The sequence below is a fragment of the Dactylosporangium thailandense genome (assembly GCF_059739745.1).
In genome coordinates this window covers 8529991-8551674 of record NZ_AP029195.1, presented here as the reverse complement: position 1 = coordinate 8551674, position 21684 = coordinate 8529991, and the positions used below count along the sequence as shown (strand labels likewise).

The window sequence follows — 21684 nt, the reverse complement described above, 5'->3', positions numbered from 1 at the left end:
CCTACGCGGAAGCGGGTTAAATACTCCTAACTTCTTACACCGCCGGTGCAAATAGTTCGGGGGTCCGCACGTGCTACGGGTCCAGAACCTCGAGGTCGTCTACGACGATGTGATGCTGGTGTTGCGGGGCGTGGGCCTCGCCGTCCCGGAGGGCCGGATCGTCGCCCTCCTCGGCGCGAACGGCGCCGGCAAGACCACGCTGCTGCGGGCGCTCTCCGGCCTGCTGGGCGTGCACGACGGGGCCGTGACGCGCGGCTCCGTCACCCTGGGCGACACTCCCGTCCACCGCCTGCGCCCCGCCGCGGTCGTGCGGCGCGGGATCAGTCAGGTGATGGAGGGCCGGCGCACCTTCGCCGAGCTCACCGTCGAGGAGAACCTGCGGCTGGGCGCCCATACCCGCCGCCGCGGCGCGGCCGAGGCGATGGAGCGCATGTACGCGCTCTTCCCGGTGCTCAAGCAGCGGCGCGCGGCGGTGGCCGGCTACCTCTCGGGCGGCGAGCAGCAGATGCTGGCGATGGGCCGGGCGCTCATGTCCGACCCGAAGTACCTGCTGCTGGACGAGCCGAGCCTGGGCCTGGCCCCGCGCATGGTCGAGCAGGTGCGGGACCTGATCGTGGAGATCAACCGGGCCGGCACCGCCGTGCTGCTGGTCGAGCAGAACGCGACCATGGCGCTCTCCGTCGCCGAGCACGGATACGTGCTGGAGAACGGCAAGGTCGTGCTCGACAAGCCCGCCGCCGAGCTGCTCGCCGACGACGACATCCGCGAGTTCTACCTGGGATCGCACGCCGCCCACTCGTTCCGCGAGGTCAAGCACTACAAGCGGCGGAAGCGGTGGTTGTCGTGAGCGATGTGCTGACCTTCAAGGACGTGCAGCTGAGCTTCGCGGGCGTCAAGGCGATCAACGGGGTCGACTTCAGCGTCGGCGCCGACGAGCTCTTCGCGGTGATCGGCCCCAACGGCGCCGGCAAGACGTCCATCTTCAACGTGATCTCCGGGGTGTACCGCCCGCAACACGGCCGGGTCCTGCTCGGCGACACCGACATCACCGGCGCGCGCCCCGACCGCGTCGCCCGGCTCGGCGTCGCCCGCACGTTCCAGAACGTCGAGCTGTTCCGCCAGCTCACGGTCGTGGAGAACCTGATGCTCGGCCGGCACCACCACATGCGCTACGGCACCCTCGCCGCCGTCGCCTGGCTCGGCCGCGCCCGCCGCGAGGAGCTGGCCAACCGGGCCCGGGTCGAGGAGATCGTCGACTTCCTCGAGCTCGCGCCGTGGCGCCGGATGCCGGTGGGGCTGCTGCCGTACGGCGTGCAGAAGCGGGTGGAGCTGGGCCGCGCGCTCGCCATGGAGCCGCGGCTGCTGCTGCTCGACGAGCCGGTCGCCGGCATGAATCTCGAGGAGACCGAGGACATGGCGCGGTACATCCTCGACATCCGCGACGAGCTGGGCATCCCGATGATCCTCGTCGAGCACGACATGGGCCTGGTCATGGACCTCGCCGACCGGGTGCTGGTGGTCGACTTCGGCGTCCCGGTCGCGTGCGGCACGCCGAAAGAGGTCCAGCAGCACCCCGACGTGATCCGGGCGTACCTGGGGGAGGGGGTATGACCATCGCCGAGCTGGTGCGCGATCGGGCGCGGCGGACCCCGGACGCGGTCGCGCTGCGGGAGAAGCACCGCGGCATCTGGCGCGAGATCACCTGGCGGCAGTACTGGGACACGGCCCGGTCGGTCGCGCACGCCCTGCGCGGGCTGGGCGTGGAGCCGGGCGACCGGGTCGCGATCCTGTCCGAGAACCGGCCCGAGTGGCTCTTCGCCGACGTCGCCACGGTGGCGCTGCGCGCGGCGACCGTCGGGCTCTACCCGACCAGCCCGTCCGGCGACGTCGGCTGGCTGCTGGCCCACTGCGGCGCGAAGGTGCTCATCGCCGAGGACCAGGAGCAGGTGGACAAGGCCCTGGCGGTGCTGGAGGACTGCCCCGGGCTGCTCAAGATCGTGTACCTCGATCCGAAGGGCATCCGCAACCGGTACACCAACGATCGCCTGCTCTTCTGGGGCGACCTGCTCGCCGGCGTCTCCCAGGAGGACCTGGAGCTCGCGGCCGAGCCCGGCGACCTGGCGACGCTCGTCTACACCTCCGGCACGACCGGGCGGCCCAAGGGCGCGATGCTCACCGTGTCCAATGTGGACTTCGCCGTCGGCGTGCTGCGCGGCGAGGGCGGGCTCACCGATCCGCCGCCCGGCCCCCGTGACCTGCTGCTGTCGTATCTGCCGCTGTGTCACGTGGCCGAGCGCGTCTTCACAGTGTGGCTCGGCGCGGCCACGGGCGTGGTCGTGCACTTCGGCGAGTCGATCGCGACCGTGCAGGCGGATCTGCGCGAGGTACAGCCGACGATCCTCTTCGGTGTCCCGCGCATCTGGGAGAAGATGCTCGCCGGCGTCACCACGCGCATCGCCGGAGCGTCGCGGCTCAAGCGCGCCAACGCCCGGCTGTGGCTGCGGGTCGCCGACAGCATCGGGGCAACCCTCGCCGCCAACGGCGGGCGGCACACCCCCGGCAGCCGGCTGCGCTACGCGCTGGGCTGGCTGTGCTGCTACCGCGCGCTGCGGGAGCGGATCGGGCTGCGGCACGTGCGGTACGCGGCCAGCGGCGCCGCCCCGGTCGCGCCCGAGGTGCTGCGGTTCTTCATGGGCATCGGGGTGCCGATGCACGAGGTGTACGGCATGACGGAGAACGCCGCCATCGCCACCGCCAACCGGCCCGGCCGCGTCCGCCTCGGCACCGTCGGCGAGCCCCAGCCCGGGGTCGAGGTCCGCATCGGCGACGGCGGCGAGATCCTGACCCGGCACGCGGGGACCTTCGCCGGCTACTACGCCGACCCGGACGCCACCGCCGCGGCGCTCACCCCCGACGGCTGGCTGCGCACCGGGGACATCGGGGCGCTCGACGGCACGCACCTGCGCATCACCGACCGCGCCAAGGACATCATCATCACCGCGGGCGGCAAGAACATCGCGCCCAGCGAGCTCGAGAACGCGCTGAAGGCCTCCCCGTACGTCAAGGAGGCCGTCGTCGTCGGGGACCGCCGGGCCTTCCTCACCGCGCTGGTCGGCATCGAGCTGGAGACCGTCGGCGAGTGGGCCCAGCGGCGGGGCCTGGCCTACACCACCTACCGCGACCTGTCCGGCAAGCCGGAGGTGCTGGCCCTCGTGCGCGGCATCGTCGACGAGGTCAACGCCGGCCGCGCGCCGGTCGAGCAGCTCAAGACGTTCCGGCTGCTGCCCAAGGAGCTCGACCACGAAACCGGAGAGCTGACCGCCACGCAGAAGGTGCGCCGCGCCGCGGTCGCCGAGGCCTTCCGCGCCGAGGTCGACGAGATGTACCGGAGTCCGGCGTGAAGGATCTGCTCGAAAGCGTGCTGCGGGGCATCGGCACCGGCAGCGTGTACGCGCTGCTGGGCCTCGGCTTCGTGATCATCTACAAGGCGACGCGGGTGATCTCGTTCGCCCAGCCGTCGTTCATGCTCGCCGGGGCGGTGCTGGTGACGTACCTCGCCGGCCCGCTCGGCTTCTTCGCGGCCCTGATCGCCGCGGCCGCGCTCACCGGCGGCCTGGCCCTGGGCGTCGAACGGCTCGCGGTGCGCCCGATGATCGGCCGCCCCGTGTTCACCGTCGCCATCATCACGCTCGGCATCGACATCGCCGTGCGGGTCGTCGACAACGCCTTCATCGGCCTCGACGTGCGCCACGTCGGCGACCCGTGGGGGCTGAAGGTGTTCAAGCTGCCCGGCGGGGTCGTCGTGGAGCAGCGGCACGTGGCGATGGTGCTCACGACCGCGGTGCTCATCGCGGCGCTGTTCGCCTTCTTCCGGTACACCCGCACCGGCCTGGCCATGCGGGCCGCCGCCTACGACCAGGAGGCGGCGCTCGCGCAGGGGGTCAGCGTCGGGTCGGTCTTCGCGATGTCGTGGGCGCTGGCCGGGGCCCTCGCGGCCGTGGCCGGCACCTTCGCCGCGGTCGGCGGCAGCGTCAGCGAGTCGCTGTGGCTGGTCGCGCTGACCGCGCTCCCCGTGATCATCCTCGGCGGGCTGGACTCGCTGCCGGGGGCGGTCATCGGCGGGGTGGTGGTCGGGGTGGTGCAGGAGGTCACCGCGGCCTACCAGGGCCACCTGCCGTGGCTCGGCGGCAACTTCTCCGTCGTCACGCCCTACGTCGTCATGCTGCTCGTCCTGCTGGTCCGCCCGTACGGGCTGTTCGGCACCCGGGAGGTCACGCGCGTATGAGAAAGCGTCCGCTGCTGCACACCGCGTACTCCCAGGACTTCGCGCTGTTCGGCACCGCCGTCCAACGCTCGTTCGTGCTCGTGGGGCTGCTCGTCGCGCTGGCGATGCCGTTCCTGGTGCAGGACGACGTGCTGCAGCTGCTCGGCCTCGCGTGCGTCACGGCCCTCGGCGCGCTCGGCCTCAACATCGTCACCGGTCTCGCCGGGCAGGTGTCCCTCGGCCACGCGTTCTTCCTGGCCATCGGCGCCTACACGGCGGCCGCGCTGGCGGGTGACCCGGACGGGCGCACGATCGGCTTCGGGGTCACCGAGATCCTGGTCTGGCTGCCCGCGGCGGGGCTGGTCGCGGCGCTGGCCGGGATGCTGGTCGCGCCGCTGGCCACCCGGCTGCGCGGGCTCTACCTGGCCGTGGTCACGCTCGGGCTGGTCTTCATCGGCGGGCACGTCATCAACGGCTGGTCCGAGCTGACCGGCGGGCCCGGCGTGGGCCGCCAGCCCCCGGCCCCGTCGCTGCTGGGCCTCGACCTCAACACGTCGGGCGCGTTCCTGACCAGGGACCAGAAGTTGTACCTGCTGATGCTGGTCCTGCTGCTGATCGGCGCCCTGGCCGCGCGCAACCTGGCCCGCTCGCGCGTGGGCCGGGCGCTCACCGCCATCCGGGACCGTGACATCGCGGCCGGCGTGATCGGGGTCAACCTGGCCCGCTACAAGACGGTCGCCTTCGGGGTGTCGTCGTTCTACGCCGGCTGCGCCGGTGCGCTGCTCTACGTCGGGGCGGGCTACTTCGACCCGACCTCGTTCGACCTGCTGCTCTCGGTGCAGTACATCGCCATGATCCTCATCGGCGGGGCCGGCACCGTGAGCGGCGCGATCCTGGGCGCCTTCCTGATCACGCTGCTGCCGCGGCTGACCCGGGAGATCCCGTCGCTCCTGCCGTTCATCAGCTCGTCCCCGGCCGAGTCGCCGAACGCCTACCAGCTCGAGACCGTCCTCTACGGCGTGCTGATCGTCGTGTTCCTGATCTTCGAGCCGCGGGGGCTGTTCGGCATCTGGATACGGCTTCGCAACTACTGGAAAGCCTGGCCCTTCTCGTACTAAGGAGCCCATGCATGAAACGGTCGATCGCCCTCACCCTGGCCGCGGTGCTCGCCGCGGCCGGGCTCTCGGCCTGTCGCGGCGCGGACAACACCGACGCCCAGAACGCCGGCGGCACCAAGACCGACGTCGGCATCACCAAGGAGCCGTGCCCGAAGTCCGAGCACAAGGACCGCGGGTGCATCTACCTCGGCATCATCTCCGACCTCACCGTCGGACCGTTCCACGCCCTCGCCGTGCCGATCACCGAGGCCCAGAAGAAGTTCTGGCAGCGCGTCAACGCGCAGGGCGGGATCGGCGGCTACGACGTCGACGCCGAGACCTACGTGCGCGACAACAAGTACAACCCGCAGACCCACAACGAGGTATACCAGGAGATCAAGGGCAAGGTCCTGGCGCTCGCGCAGTCGCTGGGCTCGCCGACCACGGCCGCGATCCTGCCCGACATGAAGCAGAACAACGTGCTGGCCACCCCGGCCGCGTGGACGTCGGCGTACGCGTTCGAGGACAACATCCTCGAGTCCGGCGCCAACTACTGCTTCGAGTCGATGAACGCCGTCGACTACGCCAAGGACGCCTTCAAGCCCAAGTCCGTCATGGCGGTCCACCTGGCCGGCGACTACGGCGACGACGCCGCCGCCGGCACCAAGATCGCCGCGGAGAAGAACGGCATCACGTTCATCGACGTGAAGACCGACTCGGGCACCGACAAGCAGGCCGGCGCGATCAACGCGATCGTCAGCCAGAAGCCGGACCTGGTCATCATCACCACCGGTCCGGCCGACACCGCCGCGGTCGTCGGCGGGGCCGCCCAGCGCGGCTACACCGGCAAGTTCATCGGCACCAGCCCGTCGTGGAACCCGGGCCTGCTGCAGAGCCCGGCGGCCCCGGCGCTCAAGGCGCTCTACCTGCAGACCGCGCCGTGGAAGACGTTCTCCACCGACTCGCCCGGCCACAAGGCCATGCGCGAGGCGCTGGGCTCCTCGGTCACCCCGAACGACGGCTACACGTCCGGCTGGGTCTGGTCGTACCCGCTGCTCGCGGCGCTCAAGAAGGCCCAGGCCGACGGCGACCTGACCCGGGCCGGGCTCGTGAAGGCCGCGAAGTCGCTGACCAAGGTCGACTACGAGGGCATGCTGCCCGACGGCGCCGGCAACTTCGCCGGCGGCCCCGACGGGCAGTTCCGCCAGTCGCTGCTCTACAGCCCCGCCACCGGCAACGGCACGACGGACGTGCCGCTGGTCAAGGACTACTTCGTCGGCCCCACGGCCAAGGACTACAAGCTCGACAAGCCCTGTTACGAAAAGCTCTGAGCATGCTTACTTGAGCTCACTCGCCACCTGTCGCAGGAGGTCCAGCGTGGCCTCCTGCGACAGTGCGAGGTTGGCCAGCCGTTCGAGGATCATCCGGTACGCCGCGATGAGCTCCGGCTCCTCCCACAGCAGGTGCTGGCGCCAGAGCACGCCGTCGTCGGCGCCGAACTCCAGCAGCGTGAAGTCGCCGTCCCAGCCGGGGTGGTAGCCGGCCCCGAGGGGCACCACCCGGATGTCGGCGTACGGGCGCTGCGCCACGTCGATCGTGTGCTCCAGCTGGTCGACTAGCAGCGACTCGTCGCCGGAGACGGGGCCGCGGCGCAGCACCGACTCGTCCAGCAGGACCTGCACGCTGGGCGGCTCGCTACGGGCGAACAGCTCCTCCTGGCGGCGCAGGTGGAACTCGACCCGCCGCTCGGCCGCCGGGGACTCGGCGTCCGTGGTGGCGTGCGCGTACCGCCGCGTCTGCAGCAGCGTCGGGAACATGATCGGCGCCCACTCCCCGACGCGGGCCGCCTCCGCCTCGAAGCCCACGTAGGTGACCAGCTGCGCGGACAGGGTCGGACGGTACTCGTCCCACCACATCCGCCGCTTCGCCGCCCGGGCCAGCTCCAGCAGCTCGTCGACCGTCCGCGGGTCGTGGACCCGGTAGTAGGCCAGCAGACTGCGCAGGTCGCTCACGGAGATGGCGACCGTGCCGTTCTCGATGCGGATGAGCTTGGACAGCGACCACTCCATCTCGGCCGCCACCAGGTCCTGGGTCAGCTCCCGCTCGCGCCGCAGCCGTCGCAGCTCGGCTCGGAGGCGGCGCTTGCCCACGATAGGCCCGCTCATGGCCATCACCCCAATCGCGTACACACATGGCATCGCCCCGGTCGAGGGCTCCGCCTGTCTACCCGGATTGCGGCAGATGCACCTATCTGGGCGCGTGGGCTGCGAGAAAGATTTTGGCCATGGCGCTGGCCAGGTCGCCGGGGTCGTTCGAGGCGACCGCCTGCCCCCCGGTCAGCTGCGACATCTCCCGCAGCACGGTCATGTCGGCGTCGCCGCCGTAGCCGATCGCGAAGACCATCACCGGCCGCCCGGGGTCGCGCAGCCCGGTGAGCCGGCTCAGGAACTGCTCCTTGGGCATGGAGAACCTCGAGTCCTGGTCGCGGCCGTCGGTGAGCACCACGACGAGGTTGACGGCGTCGGAGGCGAACCGGTCCTTCAGGTCACCCACCCCGCGCAGCACCGTCTCGAACAGCGGGGTCCCCGCCTTCGGCATCGCCGCGTACTGCTCCGCCACCTTGCGCATCGCCTCGCGCCGGGGCACGTCGCCGACCGCGTCGCTCATCGGGCCGAACGGCAGCGCCACGGTGAACGGCGGCGCCTCGGCCCCGGGCGAGGCGAACATCCACACGCCGAGGCTGGTCTCGTCGCCGAAGAGCTGGGCCGCCTGGACTCCGGCCGAGCGCAGCAGCCCCGCCTTGGTGGTCGCGTTGCCGGCCCGGTCGCGCACCTCGTCGTTCATCGAGGCGGACGCGTCCACGAGCAGCAGCGTGTGGTAGGCCAGCCGCTTGTACTGCGCCCAGGTCGCGGCCCACTCGGCCACGTTGTCCGGCAGCCCGATCGCCGCCTGGTACTTCGCCGTGAGCCCGTCGCCGCCCGGCGCCGCGTCGCCGGCCGGCCGCAGCCCGCGGCTGGTGAGCCGGTCGGCGAACTCCTTGGCGTGCATCCGCTCGGCCAGCCGGGCCGCGAGCGCCTTGAGCTCCCCGTCGCCGGCCGCCTTCGGGGTCATCAGCAGCGGGAAGTCGGCCTCGGCGATGGCGTCGGCCGGGTACAGCGCAGCCATCGCCACCGGGTGCCGGGTCTGCTGGTAGCGCCAGAAGTCCTGCTCGGTGAGCGTGAACAGGCCCACGTCGCGCAGGGCCCGGGCCGAGTCGGTCTGCTGCGCCAGCTTCTCCAGCAGCTTGGCCGGCTCGGCCTCGGCGTCGGCCAGCCGCGCGCGCACCGACAGCGCCCGCATCTGGGCGATGCCGGGGTCGGTCGTGGTGCGGGCCATCGCGCTCTGGATCTCCATCGCGGCGAGCAGCCCCGCCGTGTCGCGCAGCGGGCTGCCCATGCTGAGCTTCGGGCCCTGCCCGTTGTTGAGCGCGGCGCCCAGCGCGGCCCACGTCGGCTGCTTGTCCGGCCAGCCCAGCCCCTCGGCGTAGGCCCTGGGGGCGGCGATGACGACCGGGGTGCGGGCCAGCGAGACGGGCTCGGGGGCATAGTCGAACTTGGCCAGCCGGGCCCAGCCCGCGGTCGCCGGGATCCAGGCCTCGCCGCCGGCGTAGGTGTCGGTGGCGGTGATGGCGACCAGCTTGCAGCCGCCCTGCTGGTTGGCGCCGATGTCCGCCGCGGCCTGCTCGACGACGGGGGCGAGCTCGGGGGTGACGGTGGTGCGCAGCACCCCCCGGCCGCCGCAGGTCGCAGCCGCCGCTCCGGCCGCGCCGTCGGAGTGCTCGGCGCGGTTGCGCGAGGCGAGGTTGAGCCCGACCGCGACCCCGGCGGCCACGGCCAGCGCGACGATCACCACGCCGACGGCCACCCACAACTTGGTGCCCGGGGGCTGGTCGGACGGTGCCGGCTGCTGCGGCTGTGGCGGGGGCGGGACGGGCCTTCGGTGTTCCCGGTATTCATGGTGGTCGGGGGCGGGCGGCCACTCCTGGGGGTAGAGCGGCGGCAGCCAGTCGTCGCGGCGGGGTCGGGCCGTATGCGCCGGTGGAGGCGGGGGGTCGTCCTCCGCCGGCGCATACGGCCCTTCCTCCTCGTACTCCGCGGGGTGGTCGTCGGAGTACGAGTCGCCGTCGTCGGCCGGCGCCCAGGGGGAGGGGCGCGCGGCCCACGCCGGCGATGGTGCGTCGCCAGGGGGTGGCGGGGGTGGCGGGGACTCGGTCGATGCCGTGGGGGCCCACGGTGAGGGGGCTGGGGCGGGCGTCTCGCGCGGGGGCGGGACGTAGATCCCGTCGGCCGTGAGGTCGTCGTCGCCGCGACGCCTGTGGTGCCGGCCCTCCGTCATGGCCTCCCTTTCTCTCCTTGCGAGCCCGCTACGGTGCGCGAGGGTGCGGACGCGCGATGCGGTCAACCTAGCACCGGTGGGCGTCGATGTGTGACCGCCCGACTACGTACTGATCATGAACTTGCCTTGCGGTATCTGGATATTCGGCCATTTGGGATCGAAGCGATAAAACGTGGTGAAAACCTCATCCAGGGCGCTCATCTGGCGCTCGGTCCGGCCGATTCTTTGCACGGTGGCATCTATTCGGCCGTGCGCTCGTGCGGCCGGCGGGGGAGGTACGGGCGGGGATGGCACTGGATCGGCGGCTGCTGCGCTGGATCACGGGGTTCGCCGTGCTCAGCGTCGCCTGGCTGATGGCCCAGTGGCCCCAGCCGCTGCTGCACCCCGCGCTCGGCTGGCTGCCGGCGCCCGTCTGCACCGTGCTCACGGCGGTCGTGTGCCTGCGCACGACCCGCGCCGCACCCGACCGCCGCGCCGGGCGCTTCTGGCGTCACATGACCCTCGTCATGGCCGTGATCATGGCCGCGATCTGGAGCAGCGCCTACGACTCGCTGCTCGGGCCGGGCGCGCCCACCCAGCGCTCCAGCCCGCTGACGCTGGTGCTGTTCCTCGGGGCCGTGGTCGTGGTCGTCTGGGCCCTCCTGCGCCTGCCGATGGGCCGGCGCAGCCGCCGCGACCTGCTCACCTTCAGCCTCGACATGGCCGTGGTCCTGGCCGCCGCGATGCTCGTGGCCTGGTTCTTCGCCGCGCGGGCCGAGGTGAGCCTGACCGGCGTCACCGGCACCTCGTGGACCCTGTTCGGCGTCCTGCTCATGCTCTTCGCGGCCATGTTCGCCCTGGCCAAGGTCGCCCTGGCGGGTGCCGGCGCGCTCGATCGGCGGTCGCTGTGGATCATGGGCGGCACCCTGCTGGCCGGGGGGCTCGCTGGCTCGGCGGCGCCGTTGCTGGAGTCGCGGCCGTACGTCAACGACTGCCACATCTCGATCCCGGCCTGCTGCGTCGGGCTGGCCCTGGCCGCGATCCGCCAGCGCCGGGCCTTCGGCGAGCCGGTGGCGACCGTGACCCGGCGCGAGCGGCGGCCGTTCAGCCTGGTGCCCTACGCCGCGATCCTGGCCGCCGACGCGTTCGTGCTGGCCGGGATCGGCGCGAGCCCGCGCGAGACCCGCATCCTGGTCGGCGGCTCGGTGCTGCTCACGCTGCTGGTCGTGGCCCGGCAGCTGGTCTCGCTGTACGACAACTCGCACCTGCTCGCCCGCGTCGACGCGAGCATGCTGAAGCTGCGCCGCCACGAGCGCCGGTTCCGCTCGCTCGTCCAGCACTCCTCGGACATGTCGGCCATCTGCGACGCCGGCTTCCACGTCACGTACGCGAGCCCGAGCCTGCTCCGCTTCACCGGCGAGCGCTCGGCCGCGGCCATCTCGCTGCGGGACATGGTCCACCCGGGCGACCGGGAGGCCCTCGGCCGCGCGACCGCGAGCCTCGCCACGCCGGGCAGCACGACGACCCTGCAGCTGCGCCTGCGGCACCCGGACGGCACCTGGCGCTGGTTCGAGGTCGTCACCACCAACCTCGTGCACGACCCCAGCGTCCGGGGCGTGGTCGCCAATGCGCGGGACATCACCGAGTCGCGGCGCTACCAGGACCAGCTCAGCTACCAGGCCTCGCACGACGGGTTGACGGGGCTGGCCAACCGCTCGCTGTTCGCGGCCCGGACCGCCGAGGCGGTGGCCGAGTCGCGCTGGGGCTCCGGCGGTGCTGTGGTCGGCGGCGTCACGGCTGGCGGCGTCACGGCTGGCGGCGCTGGGGCTGGCGGTGTTGCGGCGGGCGGTGTTGCGGCCGATGGGGGAGTCGGCGGTGCTGGGGTCGGTGGTCCGGTGGCGGGCGGGTCCGGCGAGGGTGGTGCTGAGGTGGCGGTCGCGCTGATCGATCTCGACGACTTCAAGGCGATCAACGACCGGCTCGGGCACGCGGTCGGGGATGCGCTGCTCGTCGAGGTGGCCGAGCGGCTGCGCGCGACCGTCGGGGCCGGCGACGTCGTGGCGCGGCTCGGCGGGGACGAGTTCGCGGTGCTGCTGATCGGGGCCGACCGCGACCGCAGCGCGGCCATCGCCGAGGCGTTCATCGACGCGCTCGCCGCGCCGGTCCGGGCCGCCGGGTACGAGCTGCTGGTGCAGGCGAGCATCGGCGTCGCCCGGCACACCGCGGACTGCGCGGCGAGCGACCTGCTGCGCCGGGCCGACATGGCGATGTACGCGGCGAAGGAGCTCGGCAAGAGCCGCTGGGTCGAATACGGCCCGGAGCTCGACGCGCACGCCGTCGAGCACGCGCAGCTGGCCGCGGAGCTGAGCCAGGCGCTCGACCGCGACGAGCTGACCGTCGTCTACCAGCCGATCGTGGGCCTGCCCGGCGGTGAGGTCCGCGGCGTGGAGGCCCTGGTCCGCTGGCACCATCCGGCGCGCGGCATGGTCTCCCCGGCGACGTTCATCCCGGTCGCGGAGCGCACGGGCCTCATCGTGCCGATCGGCGCCTGGGTGCTGCGCCAGGCCTGCCGTCAGGCCGCCGACTGGACCGCGCTGCTCGGCGACGCCGCCCCGGCCAAGATCAGCGTGAACGCCTCGGCCCGCCAGCTGCTCGAGCCGGCGTTCGTCGCCACGGTCGAGGCCACCCTGCGCGAGACCGGGCTGGACCCGTCCCGCCTGAACATCGAGATCACCGAGACCGCGGTCTTCGGCGGCGGCCGCGCCCTGGACACCGTGCGGGGGCTGCACGCGCTCGGCGTGAAGATCGCCCTGGACGACTTCGGCACCGGCCACTCGTCGCTGGGCCTGCTGCGCAGCTGTCCCGTCGACGTCCTGAAGGTCGACAAGTCCTTCGTCGACGGCGTGACGGGCACGGTGGAGCAGGAGGCGATCGCGACGTCGATCAGCGAGATCGCCCAGGCCCTGCGCCTGGAGGCGGTGGCCGAGGGCGTGGAGACCCCCGAACAGGCGGCGAGGCTGCTGGAGCTCGGCTACCGGCTGGCCCAGGGCTTCCACTTCTCCCGCCCGCGGCCCCCGTCGGAGATCCCGGCCCTCTGCGCGCCGCCGCTGGCTCATGCGGAAGCGAGCGCGACCACCGGGGGGATGGCAGATCGCGCCCGCTTCCGCACTTTAGGGGGCGAGTAAAGCCTTCAGGGTGCCAAGACCTTGGCTGCGGTCTTGCCACGACGGACGCCGGGATTCCTGGCGGGAGCGACGGTCAGCAGGTGACGCGGACCCGAGCAGGGACGCTCTTGAGCTCTTGCAATGACTACGGCCAACCGCAACGGCCCGACGGGCCGCGCATACTTCTCTGCCGCGTGGCCAGGAGACACACTGCCCCCGGCCCCCGGAGAGTCCCTTGGAGAGTCCCTTAGAACGTCACGCCACCGCACCCCACATCGCCGAGAAGGCCGCCGCCTCCCCGGCCAGCCACCGCTCCACCTCGTCGACCTTCACCGCCGTGCCGGGCCGCAGCGCATCCCCGCGCCGCAGGTCCACCAGCACCGGCGCCGCGTTCGGCAGGACCAGGTCCATGTGTCGCCCCATCAGGTGCAGCGTCGCCACGGCCGCCTCGTCCTGCGGCGGATCCTCGTCGAAGTGCAGCCGCACCGCCTCGCCCCGCCCGTCGGGATACCGCAGGCCGAAGTGCGGGTTGATCTTCACCGGGAGCGTCCCGATCATGCAGAGCGCGTCCCGCGTCGGCGTCACCTCGACCGGCGTCGGGATGGACTCGAGGTAGCGCAGGGCGCCGGGGACCACCGACTCGTAGAGCGGCTTCCACCGGGCGTTGACCTGGTCGACGACGGCGTTGAGGTAGGTGCCGCCGGTCCGGAACTGGATGTCCGCCTTCAGGGCCTTCACGAGCTGGCCGTGCGGGTTGAAGCCGTGCCCCGACTCGCGCTGCCGGCGCAGGCCGCCGACGAAGCTCGCCTTGCGCGGGCCGGTCCGCCCGACGTAGCGGGTGAAGCTGAGCAGGGTGGCGTAGGGGACGGATCCGGTCGAGGTTACGGGCGCGGTCACTGGCGCTCTCCTCCCAGGTCAAGAGCGTCTTTCGTACATACATTCTAATGGATCCGCGCAAGGATGCCCACCCCGTTCGGACGGTGGGACAGTGATCAGTGACGCTATGTGAGATCGAGAACCGTCAGCCCATGAGGTTCTCGACGGGGCCCAGCATGAGCCGCACGCCGAAGGCCAGGCAGGCGAGCACGACGATCACGAAGAAGCTCACGTAGACGATGGCGGGCACCCGGGTGAGCCGCGCGATCTGGTCGGCGTCGGAGTTCGGCGCCTGCCGGCGGAAGCGCGACTGCTGCAGCTCGAAGACCGCCCGCACGCCGCCGAGCAGCATGAACCAGGCGAACGCGTAGGCGAAGGCGCCCTGGATCTTCGCGTCGGCGAACCACGACACCCCGAAGATGATCGCGCCGGCGGCGACCACCGAGATCACGCCGTAGAAGTTGCGGATCATGATCAGCATGAGCACGAGCAGGACCAGCAGCAGCCAGAGCAGGATCGTGATCCGGCCGGCGCCGAGGATCGCGGCGGCGGCCAGGCCCAGCAGCGACGGCGTGATGTAGCCGGCCAGGCCGGTGATGACCATGCCGGGGCCGTTGGGGCGGCCGCGGGACAGGGTCAGGCCCGAGGTGTCCGAATGCAGGCGGATGCCCGACAGGCGGCGGCCGCTGAGCACCGCGGCGAGCGCGTGGCCGCCCTCGTGCGCGATGGTCACGAAGTTGCGCATGACCTTCCACGCCGGCCGCAGCAGCACCGCCAGCAGAGCGGCCACGGCGGTCGCGATGACCACCTCGCGCGGCGGGGACGGTTGGCGGCCGAGGGCGTCGTGCAACACGTCGAAGGCAGCATCCACCACGAGTGCAGAGCCTGCCATCTCACGTGTTGAATGAACAGCGTGGAGATCAGGCGCTTTGCGGAAACCGACTGGCCGGGTGTGTGGGACGTATGGCACGAGGTGGTCGCGGCCGGCGAGAGCTACGACAACGACCCGGCCTCGACCGAGACCGACGCGCGCGGGCACTGGCTGCTCGCGCCGCCGTGGGAGCAGTGGGTCGCGGTCGAGGACGGCGAGGTGCTCGGGACCTACAAGGTGGGGCCGAACAAGGGCCGCCTCGGCGCGCACGTGTCCAACGCGAGCTTCATGGTCTCGTCCCGGGCCCGCGGCCGCGGCCTCGGGCGCACCCTCGGCGAGCACTGCCTCGACCGGGCCCGCGCGCTCGGCTACGCCGCGATGCAGTTCAATGCGGTCGTCTCGACGAACACGGTCGCCGTGCGGCTGTGGCGCTCACTCGGGTTCATCATCGTCGGCACGATCCCCGACGGCTTCCAGAGCACGAAGCACGGGCTGGTCGACTTTCATATCATGTATCGGCAGCTGTGATGGTGTGCAACCGCCGCCGGGTCCCCCTTGGGGGGCGTACTTGCTGGTACAGCTTGTGACCTTCATCCGGCATTCTGTACGAATACCCCGATGCGTACTCCGCCCGAAGCGCGCTACGACACGGACGATCACCACAGCGGTGATCTGACCGGTTATCGGATCGGTGACGCGTACGAGCTGGTCGAGCCCATCGGCGGCGGCGGGACCGGCACCGTGTGGCGGGCCCGCGCCCTGGCCGGCGACGAGCAGGTCGCCGTCAAGCTGCTGCGCGAGGACCTCATGTCCGAGCCGAAGGCCGTCAACCGGTTCGTGCAGGAGCGCGCGATCCTGCTCATGCTCCGCCACCCGCACATCGTCCGGGTCCGCGACCTGGTCACCGTGGGCACCTCGCTCGGCCTGGTCATGGACCTCGTCGAGGGCGGCAGCCTGCGTGACTACCTGCACGAGCGGGGCACCCTGGCCCCGGCCGAGGCCGCGACGCTGCTGGCCCAGGTCGCCGAGGCGCTCTCGGCCGCGCACCGCCGCGGCGTCGTGCACCGCGACCTCAAGCCGGACAACATCCTGCTCGACCGCGTCGACGGCGAGCTGCACTGCCGGCTCACCGACTTCGGCATCGCCCGGGTCCTCGACACCCCGAGCATGACGACGCCGGGCGCGCTCGTCGGCACTGCCAACTACGTCGCGCCGGAGGCGGTCTACGGCGGGCGTCCGGCCCCGGCCGCCGACATCTACGCGCTCGGCGTCGTGCTCTTCGAGCTCACGACGGGCCGCCCGGCCTACGCCGGCGGCCCCGCGTGGGCCATCCTGCGCCGCCACGTCGACGAGTCCCCGAGGCGCGTGCCCGGCATGCCCGACGCCGTGTGGCAGGTCGTGCAGGAGTGCATGGACAAGCGCCCCAGCCGGCGCCCGACCGCCCGTGAGCTCGCCACCGCCCTGCGTTCCGTGGCCCGCCGCACCGCCGACGTGCCCCCGCTCCCGCCGCAGTCGGTGGAGGAACGCCTCACCACGATCCAGCCACCCCTGCCCGCGCAGCGCCCGGCACCGACCCGTTCCCGGGCCGCATTTCTGGCGTTGGTACTGCTCGTGCTCGCGCTGATCGCCGTACCCGCCTGGCAGTACCTCCATCGCGACCACTCCACCGACACCGCCGACGGCGTGCGCGCGACTCCGGCCCCCGCGGTGCCCCCGTCCGCCGCGACGCGCAGTGCCGGGGCCGCCGCCGCTCCCAGCCGCGGCGCGGGCTCGTCGCGGGCCGGCGACAAGAGCGCCGCGGCGTCCCTCCAGCCGGGCGCGCAGGTCGAAGGCTCGGATGCCTTCGGGCCGTACGTGTGCGGCGAGCAGTACACGTGGGACATCGGCCACCCGGCCCTCGGCAAGCCCTGTCACGCCCTGGCCGCCGACCGCGTCCGGCTCATCGGGCACATGCAGAGCATCCCCGGCGTCCAGGCCGACATCAGCATGTCGATCCTCGACCTCGGCTCGGGCCGGACCGCGGACGGCCCGCACGAGTGCAACGGCCTGCTGTTCACCGACTTCGCGCCCAACCACGACTGCGGCCCGTTCGAGGCGCACCTGCCGCGGGGCCATCGGTACGTGGCGGTCCAGCGCTGGGTCTACACGAACCGTGCCCTGCTGCCGGACGGCGAGGTCCGCGGCGTGGAGTTCGACTGGTAGACCGGTCGTCCCGGCTGGCAGGAAATGGGGCCGGAAAATGTCGTACCCCTGTGGTGAAGTGTGGGGTATGACGGGGGATGGTCCGGAGGGACTCGATGAACTGCTCGACGAGCACTGCGCCAGCATCGGCGCGCTGACCCGGCACCTGCGCGAGGTGATCCTGAGCGCCCGCCCGGAGCTGACCGAGCGCGTGTATCGCGGCTGGAACGGGCTGGGCTTCCACCATCCGTCGCGGGGGTACATCGCGGCGGTCTTTCCCCGGGAGGACTCCGTCGCCGTCGGTTTCGAGCACGGCGCGGACCTGCCCGATCCGCACGGGCTGCTGGAGGGGACCGGGAAGCGGGTGCGGTATCTCCGGTTCAAGCCGGACGACAGCGCCCCGACGCACGAGCACCTGATCGAATACCTGGACCTGGCCGTCGCCTGACTCCGCTGCGTCGGCCCTCTCGCTCATCGGTGTGGGCGGTCTTTCGGGCCGCGATCTCGTGCGTCCGGTTTTCGCGGCCTCGGGGCGGCCCGTCTGTGGGCAGGTCGTCGCGGGCGGCTCGTCAGAGTGCAGCTCGCCGGGGTCGGCTTGTCAGGGCCGGCTTGTCAGGGAGCGGCGAGCCTAGGCGGGACCACCTGGAGGCCGTCGGAGCGAAGGGCCCGGCCGTCCTCGGTGACCACGGCGCTCTCGTGGCCGGGGAGGGCCGCCAGCCAGTCGATGCCGGGCAGGCCCATGGCCAGGGCGGCGGTCGCGTACGCGTCGGCGGTGCCCAGCTCCGGCCCGACCACGGTGACCGAGCGCAGCTCGCTCGCCGGGGCGCCGGTGAACGGGTTGAGCACGTGGAGCCCCCGCTCGTACGTGCCTGAGGTCGCCACCGCGGTGTCGGTCACCTCCAGCACCCAGGCGACGGCCAGCGGCTCCCACGGGTGGCGGACTCCCACCCGCCACCGCTCCCGCCCGCGGGGCGCCCCGCGCACGAAGATGTCCCCGCCGGCGTTGAGGCAGTGGTTGGCCGAGCCCTCCTCCAGCAGCCGGTCGCAGGCGCGCTGGACGGCCCAGCCCTTGACGTACCCGGACGGGTCGAGCACCCCGCCCGCGCTGACGTCGAAGTAGCCGTCGGTCTCGTCCCAGAGCTCCGCACACCGGTCGAGCACCTCGCTCACGAGCGGCGAGCACTGCTCCCGGCGGATCTCGCCGCGCGCGAGGCGGCTGATCTCGCTCTCCGCCTGGTACGTGCTGAAGATCTCGTCCACCTGCCGCAGCCACCCGAACACGCCGTCGGCGAGGCGTTCCAGCTCGTGTACCGGCAGATCATCGTCCAGGTCGAGGCTGATCGCCATGCCCATGACGTGCTCGACCCGCACCAGGCTGTGCGTCATGGTCGCGCTCTACCCGTCATACCGTTCGTCATACCCAGCCTCGCCGCATTCTGCCCGCCCGGCTTGATTCTGCCCGTCCCTCAAGCATCCGCCACGCGCCGCATCGCCGTCGGCCGCGCCGCCGCTCGCCGTTCTCCACGCGGTGCCGCCGTCCGTCATGCGCCGTGTCGCCATCCTTGTCGCGGTGTCGCCGTCCGTCGTCCGTCGTGCGCCGCGTCGTCGTCCGTCGTGCGCCGCGTCGTCGTCCGTCGTGCGCCGCGTCGTCGTTTGCCCTGCGCCGCGTCGTCGTTTGCCCTGCGCCGCGTCGTCGTTTGCCCTGCGCCGCGTCGCCGTCCTTCGCGCCGTGCCGCCGTCCGTCATGCGCCGCATCCTCCTCCCGCCGTGCCGCGGCGTTGTCCGCTGCCCGGTGGCGGTCGGCCGGCGTGGTCTGCCGCCCGTAAAAAGGGGCATCCGGTGCGTATACGGCGGCGGGGTATAAGTCCGAAAAGTCGTGGCGCGGAGCGCCCGACTTTTCGTGGGCCGCGCGGGTCAGGCCTGGAAGGCGCGGTCGATGGCGGACTGGAGGGAGAGCTTGTAGCCGCCGCTCGTGTACGTGGCGCCGGAGACGGTGTCGATGTCGGCGCTCTGGGCGGCCAGGGCCTCGGCTCGCAGCTTGGGCAGGGCCGAGTTGTTGATCTGGACCGAGCGGGAGTGCTCGCTCGGGGAGTCGAGGACCTTGACGTCGGTGATCTTGCCGCCGGAGACGACGATGCTCAGCTCGACGTTGCCGTAGTCGACGTAGATCGGGTTGCCGTTGAAGGTCCCGTCCTTCATCGTCGTGCGCGGGGGCTTGGCGGCCGTGGTTGTCGGCTTCGAGGCCGGGGCGGTCGTCTTCGTGCCCGCGGGCTGGGTCGTCGCGGTCTTCGTGCCGGGCGTCGGGGTCGTGCCCGGGGCCGGGTTGCCCTGCGGGTCCGTGCCCGTGGACGATGCGCCCGCCGGGGCGGAGGAGGCGCCGGCGCCGGGGATCGGGCTCTTGGCCGCCTGGGGCTGCATCGCCTGGTCGCTCGCCGGGCTGCTGAATCCCGCCTTGGCGCCGACGAGCAAGATGGTGCCCGCCGCAGTCCCCATCAGGGCCATCAAGGCGCGTCGCATGTGCGGTCCAACTCCTCAGAACTCGAAGGGGTCCAGGTGGACCTGGCGGCGGGGGACCCGCAGACGGCGCAGGACCTGCAGGGACTGCTGGATCAGGCCGTCGGGGCCGCACAGGTACACGTCGCGCTCGGAGATGTCCGGGACCAGGTCTCGCATGCCCGTCGGGGTGAAGAGGCGCCGGGGGCCGGGATCGCGGCGGTCGCCGACCACGAACCACAGCTGGGCGTGGCGCAGCCCCGCCAGGTGCTCGAGCTCGTGGCGCAGGTGCAGGTCGTGCACGGCGCTCGCGCGGTAGATGACGATCGCGCCGGGCGGGAGCTCCTCCAGCAGGGCGCGGATCGGGCCGATGCCGCTGCCGGCCGCGATCAGCAGGGCGCGCTGCTTCACGCGGCGGCTGGCGGTGAAGTCGCCCCACGGGCCCTCGACGAAGATCCGGGTGCCCGGCGACATCTCCCGCATCCGGGACGTGTGGTCGCCGACGGTCTTCACCGTGAGCCGCAGCCAGCGACCGTTGGGCGCGGCCGAGAGCGAGAACGGGTGCGCCTGCCACCACAGCCCGCGGCCGAGGAACCGCCAGCGGAAGAACTGGCCCGCCTGGGCGTCGAGGTCGTGCAGCCGGGCGCCGGTGATGTAGACCGACACCATGTCCGGGCCCTCGGTGACCACGTCGGCGACGCGCAGCCGGTGGCGCAGGTTGAGCCAGAGCGGCCCGACGACGCGGCCGAGGACCACGGCGGCGATGGTGACGACGTAGAACCCGATCCACACCGTGCGCCCGAGGCCCGGCCGGAACAGCTCCTGGCCGTTGGAGAACTGGTGCGCGAAGCCGAGCAGCAGCGCCAGGTAGGCGCTGAGGTGCAGGAAGTACCACAGCTCGTAGGGCAGGGCGCGCCGCAGCCCCCGGATGCTCAGCAGCCCGATGCACACGAGCATGCCGGCCGCGATGAACGCGGTGATCATGTCCGAGTACTCGCGCAGGAGCGTGCCCAGCTCGCTGGTGAACCCGACGTCGTCGGCGTAGGAGTAGCCGACCGTGATCAGGGCCGCGTGCGCCAGGATCATGACCAGGACCGAGCCGCCGAGCTCGCGGTGCCACAGCCCCAGGTGCCGGGCGCCGATCCAGCGCTCCAGGAACGCGAGGCGGCTCATGAGGATCACCTGCATGAGCAGCAGATAGCCCGCGATCAGGCCGGTCACCCGCCCGGCGGCCTGGAAGACCTCGGCGCTCGTGTCGACCGAGCCCGTCTTCGTGCCGAGCCACCAGGGCAGCACCGCGAGCGCGAGACCGCCCCAGAAGAGGGTGCGCAGGAGGAACCGTCCGGCGCTGTTGTGCTCGACGGGCCGCGCCGCGGGAGCGGCGAGCGAGCCGGCCGGGCGCTGTCTCGGGACGGTCATCGTTGTCTCTGCGTACGGTGCATGCGGTTCCACTGCCATCGTGATACCAGGGCCCTGGGCCGCTCGGCCACGGGCTTAATCGGGACTTCAGGTTGTGCACAGGGGTGCCTGCGCGGGACATGTTCGCACGCGGGTACGACAGTTTCGGATCCGTAGACTGCGACGATGCGCAGGCTCTGGCGAATTGTCCTGGTGTCGGCGGCTGTGCTCGCGGCGGTGGCCGCGACCGGGCTCGGGATGGCGTACTCGCTGGGCCTCTTCGCCGAGGCCGGCCGCTTCAGCTCGGTGCCCGGCTGCGGGGTGCTCGACCCGTCGGCCTTCGCTCCCGTGGTCACCGTGGCCAAGATCGAGACCGACGGCGACAACTGCACCGCGTCGGACGGGAGCGTGCAGGTCAACGTCGGGTACACCCTCGTCACCAAGCGGGGCACCGTCGGCGGTCCCGAGCTGGCGTCGCGCTATCTCACCGCGGTCGCGGGCGGGGACGCCGAGAAGCTCGACGGGGTGGGGGATCAGGCGATCCGGCAGCGTACGCAGGCGATCGGGGCGCCCCAGGTCATCAGCATGCGGGTGAGCAACCTGATCGTCGTGCTGTCGGTGGTGAACCTCGGCGGGGGGCGACCTGCCGGCCGGGGCCGAGGACGGTCTCGTGAAGGTCGCGGCGGCGCTCGGCGCCCGTTTGGCGGGCTGAGCGGGCGATCGTCTTTCGCTCCGCCTGCACGAACTCACATATCGGACTTTATTGGTCGAGACCGGACGGACCTCGTGACCCGCTAGATCCGGAAATATTCGCGTATTTCCGGGTATGGCGGTGGTGGGGGAATGGCCACCGGTGCGGCCGCGGCGGGAAGGGCTCCGGCCGGGGCGGCGGGACGCCGGAAGGAGTGCGGCCGGGTCGCCCCGAAGCGGCAATCGGTGCGGCATTCGCATCGACGGAGATCGACATTCGGCGGCGCCGTGAGAGGG

General features: G+C 72.1%; 18 protein-coding genes. 11 read left to right on the top strand and 7 right to left on the bottom strand.

Translation table 11 applies throughout. The features are described from left to right. The first annotated feature begins 112 nt into the window (after positions 1–112). From AC6JBM_RS38035 to AC6JBM_RS38010, 6 genes are read left to right on the top strand one after another with little or no spacing between them, the layout of a single operon-like run. Positions 113–847 (top strand): ABC transporter ATP-binding protein, encoded by a 735-nt coding sequence (locus AC6JBM_RS38035; protein ID WP_497986610.1) that lies wholly within the window; start codon positions 113–115, stop codon positions 845–847. After that, positions 844–1611 (top strand): ABC transporter ATP-binding protein, encoded by a 768-nt coding sequence (locus AC6JBM_RS38030; RefSeq protein WP_497978725.1) that lies wholly within the window; start codon positions 844–846, stop codon positions 1609–1611. Before AC6JBM_RS38035 ends, AC6JBM_RS38030 begins: the two co-directional genes overlap by 4 nt. Continuing rightward, positions 1608–3401: an AMP-dependent synthetase/ligase gene (locus AC6JBM_RS38025; RefSeq protein WP_497978724.1), complete on the top strand. Its 1794-nt coding sequence runs from the start codon at positions 1608–1610 to the stop codon at positions 3399–3401. Before AC6JBM_RS38030 ends, AC6JBM_RS38025 begins: the two co-directional genes overlap by 4 nt. Next, complete coding sequence (locus AC6JBM_RS38020; protein ID WP_497978723.1) at positions 3398–4285, top strand: branched-chain amino acid ABC transporter permease; 888 nt, start codon at positions 3398–3400, stop codon at positions 4283–4285. Before AC6JBM_RS38025 ends, AC6JBM_RS38020 begins: the two co-directional genes overlap by 4 nt. Then, positions 4282–5382, top strand: coding sequence for a branched-chain amino acid ABC transporter permease (locus AC6JBM_RS38015; RefSeq protein WP_497978722.1), 1101 nt, complete (start codon positions 4282–4284; stop codon positions 5380–5382). Before AC6JBM_RS38020 ends, AC6JBM_RS38015 begins: the two co-directional genes overlap by 4 nt. A gap of 11 nt (positions 5383–5393) precedes the next feature. Then, positions 5394–6692: an ABC transporter substrate-binding protein gene (locus AC6JBM_RS38010; RefSeq protein WP_497978721.1), complete on the top strand. Its 1299-nt coding sequence runs from the start codon at positions 5394–5396 to the stop codon at positions 6690–6692. Between the two features lie 6 nt (positions 6693–6698). Here the strand turns inward: AC6JBM_RS38010 and AC6JBM_RS38005 are convergent, their stop codons facing one another. Beyond that, complete coding sequence (locus tag AC6JBM_RS38005; protein WP_497978720.1) at positions 6699–7526, bottom strand: DUF5753 domain-containing protein; 828 nt, start codon at positions 7524–7526, stop codon at positions 6699–6701. Positions 7527–7608: 82 nt separating this feature from the next. Next, positions 7609–9735 (bottom strand): hypothetical protein, encoded by a 2127-nt coding sequence (locus tag AC6JBM_RS38000; protein WP_497978719.1) that lies wholly within the window; start codon positions 9733–9735, stop codon positions 7609–7611. 287 nt (positions 9736–10022) lie between these two features. Between AC6JBM_RS38000 and AC6JBM_RS37995 the strand changes: the two genes are divergently transcribed. After that, complete coding sequence (locus AC6JBM_RS37995; protein WP_497978718.1) at positions 10023–12899, top strand: putative bifunctional diguanylate cyclase/phosphodiesterase; 2877 nt, start codon at positions 10023–10025, stop codon at positions 12897–12899. A 234-nt stretch (positions 12900–13133) separates the two neighbouring features. On the opposite strand, the gene AC6JBM_RS37990 is transcribed toward AC6JBM_RS37995, so the two are convergent. Both AC6JBM_RS37990 and AC6JBM_RS37985 read right to left on the bottom strand, forming a co-directional pair. After that, on the bottom strand, positions 13134–13775 hold the full coding sequence (locus tag AC6JBM_RS37990; RefSeq protein ID WP_497978717.1) for a hypothetical protein: 642 nt from the start codon (positions 13773–13775) through the stop codon (positions 13134–13136). A gap of 124 nt (positions 13776–13899) precedes the next feature. Further along, positions 13900–14646, bottom strand: a complete 747-nt coding sequence (locus tag AC6JBM_RS37985; protein WP_497978716.1) for a M50 family metallopeptidase — start codon at positions 14644–14646, stop codon at positions 13900–13902. Between the two features lie 12 nt (positions 14647–14658). Between AC6JBM_RS37985 and AC6JBM_RS37980 the strand changes: the two genes are divergently transcribed. The 3 genes from AC6JBM_RS37980 (at position 14659) to AC6JBM_RS37970 (ending at position 17254) form a co-directional block, all read left to right on the top strand. Next, positions 14659–15153, top strand: coding sequence for a GNAT family N-acetyltransferase (locus tag AC6JBM_RS37980; RefSeq protein ID WP_350620417.1), 495 nt, complete (start codon positions 14659–14661; stop codon positions 15151–15153). 90 nt (positions 15154–15243) lie between these two features. After that, a complete protein-coding gene (locus AC6JBM_RS37975; RefSeq protein WP_497978715.1) occupies positions 15244–16827 on the top strand; it encodes a serine/threonine-protein kinase in 1584 nt (527 codons plus the stop codon). 67 nt (positions 16828–16894) lie between these two features. Then, entirely contained in the window at positions 16895–17254 is a 360-nt protein-coding gene (locus AC6JBM_RS37970; RefSeq protein ID WP_497978714.1) for a DUF1801 domain-containing protein, read from the top strand. Between the two features lie 164 nt (positions 17255–17418). Here AC6JBM_RS37970 and AC6JBM_RS37965 read toward each other — a convergent pair whose 3' ends face one another. The 3 genes from AC6JBM_RS37965 to AC6JBM_RS37955 all read right to left on the bottom strand — a co-directional run bounded on the left by AC6JBM_RS37965 (position 17419) and on the right by AC6JBM_RS37955 (position 20718). After that, a complete protein-coding gene (locus tag AC6JBM_RS37965) occupies positions 17419–18192 on the bottom strand; it encodes an FAD:protein FMN transferase (RefSeq protein ID WP_497978713.1) in 774 nt (257 codons plus the stop codon). Positions 18193–18720: 528 nt separating this feature from the next. Beyond that, on the bottom strand, positions 18721–19323 hold the full coding sequence (locus AC6JBM_RS37960) for an FMN-binding protein (protein WP_497978712.1): 603 nt from the start codon (positions 19321–19323) through the stop codon (positions 18721–18723). A 15-nt stretch (positions 19324–19338) separates the two neighbouring features. After that, a complete protein-coding gene (locus AC6JBM_RS37955) occupies positions 19339–20718 on the bottom strand; it encodes a ferredoxin reductase family protein (protein WP_497978711.1) in 1380 nt (459 codons plus the stop codon). A 165-nt stretch (positions 20719–20883) separates the two neighbouring features. Between AC6JBM_RS37955 and AC6JBM_RS37950 the strand changes: the two genes are divergently transcribed. After that, on the top strand, positions 20884–21495 hold the full coding sequence (locus tag AC6JBM_RS37950) for a hypothetical protein (RefSeq protein ID WP_497978710.1): 612 nt from the start codon (positions 20884–20886) through the stop codon (positions 21493–21495). The last annotated feature ends 189 nt before the right edge of the window (positions 21496–21684 follow it).

Bases quoted from the DNA above. Each gene is read 5' to 3' on its own strand.
- AC6JBM_RS38035 (WP_497986610.1), top strand. From the start codon at position 113: ATGCTGGTGTTGCGGGGCGTGGGCCTCGCCGTCCCGGAGGGCCGGATC.
- AC6JBM_RS38025 (WP_497978724.1), top strand. From the start codon at position 1,608: ATGACCATCGCCGAGCTGGTGCGCGATCGGGCGCGGCGGACCCCGGAC.
- AC6JBM_RS38015 (WP_497978722.1), top strand. From the start codon at position 4,282: ATGAGAAAGCGTCCGCTGCTGCACACCGCGTACTCCCAGGACTTCGCG.
- AC6JBM_RS38010 (WP_497978721.1), top strand. From the start codon at position 5,394: ATGAAACGGTCGATCGCCCTCACCCTGGCCGCGGTGCTCGCCGCGGCC.
- AC6JBM_RS38005 (WP_497978720.1), bottom strand. From the start codon at position 7,526: ATGAGCGGGCCTATCGTGGGCAAGCGCCGCCTCCGAGCCGAGCTGCGA.
- AC6JBM_RS38000 (WP_497978719.1), bottom strand. From the start codon at position 9,735: ATGACGGAGGGCCGGCACCACAGGCGTCGCGGCGACGACGACCTCACG.
- AC6JBM_RS37995 (WP_497978718.1), top strand. From the start codon at position 10,023: ATGGCACTGGATCGGCGGCTGCTGCGCTGGATCACGGGGTTCGCCGTG.
- AC6JBM_RS37985 (WP_497978716.1), bottom strand. From the start codon at position 14,646: ATGGCAGGCTCTGCACTCGTGGTGGATGCTGCCTTCGACGTGTTGCAC.
- AC6JBM_RS37980 (WP_350620417.1), top strand. From the start codon at position 14,659: ATGAACAGCGTGGAGATCAGGCGCTTTGCGGAAACCGACTGGCCGGGT.
- AC6JBM_RS37975 (WP_497978715.1), top strand. From the start codon at position 15,244: ATGCGTACTCCGCCCGAAGCGCGCTACGACACGGACGATCACCACAGC.
- AC6JBM_RS37970 (WP_497978714.1), top strand. From the start codon at position 16,895: ATGACGGGGGATGGTCCGGAGGGACTCGATGAACTGCTCGACGAGCAC.
- AC6JBM_RS37965 (WP_497978713.1), bottom strand. From the start codon at position 18,192: ATGACGCACAGCCTGGTGCGGGTCGAGCACGTCATGGGCATGGCGATC.
- AC6JBM_RS37960 (WP_497978712.1), bottom strand. From the start codon at position 19,323: ATGCGACGCGCCTTGATGGCCCTGATGGGGACTGCGGCGGGCACCATC.
- AC6JBM_RS37955 (WP_497978711.1), bottom strand. From the start codon at position 20,718: ATGACCGTCCCGAGACAGCGCCCGGCCGGCTCGCTCGCCGCTCCCGCG.
- AC6JBM_RS37950 (WP_497978710.1), top strand. From the start codon at position 20,884: ATGCGCAGGCTCTGGCGAATTGTCCTGGTGTCGGCGGCTGTGCTCGCG.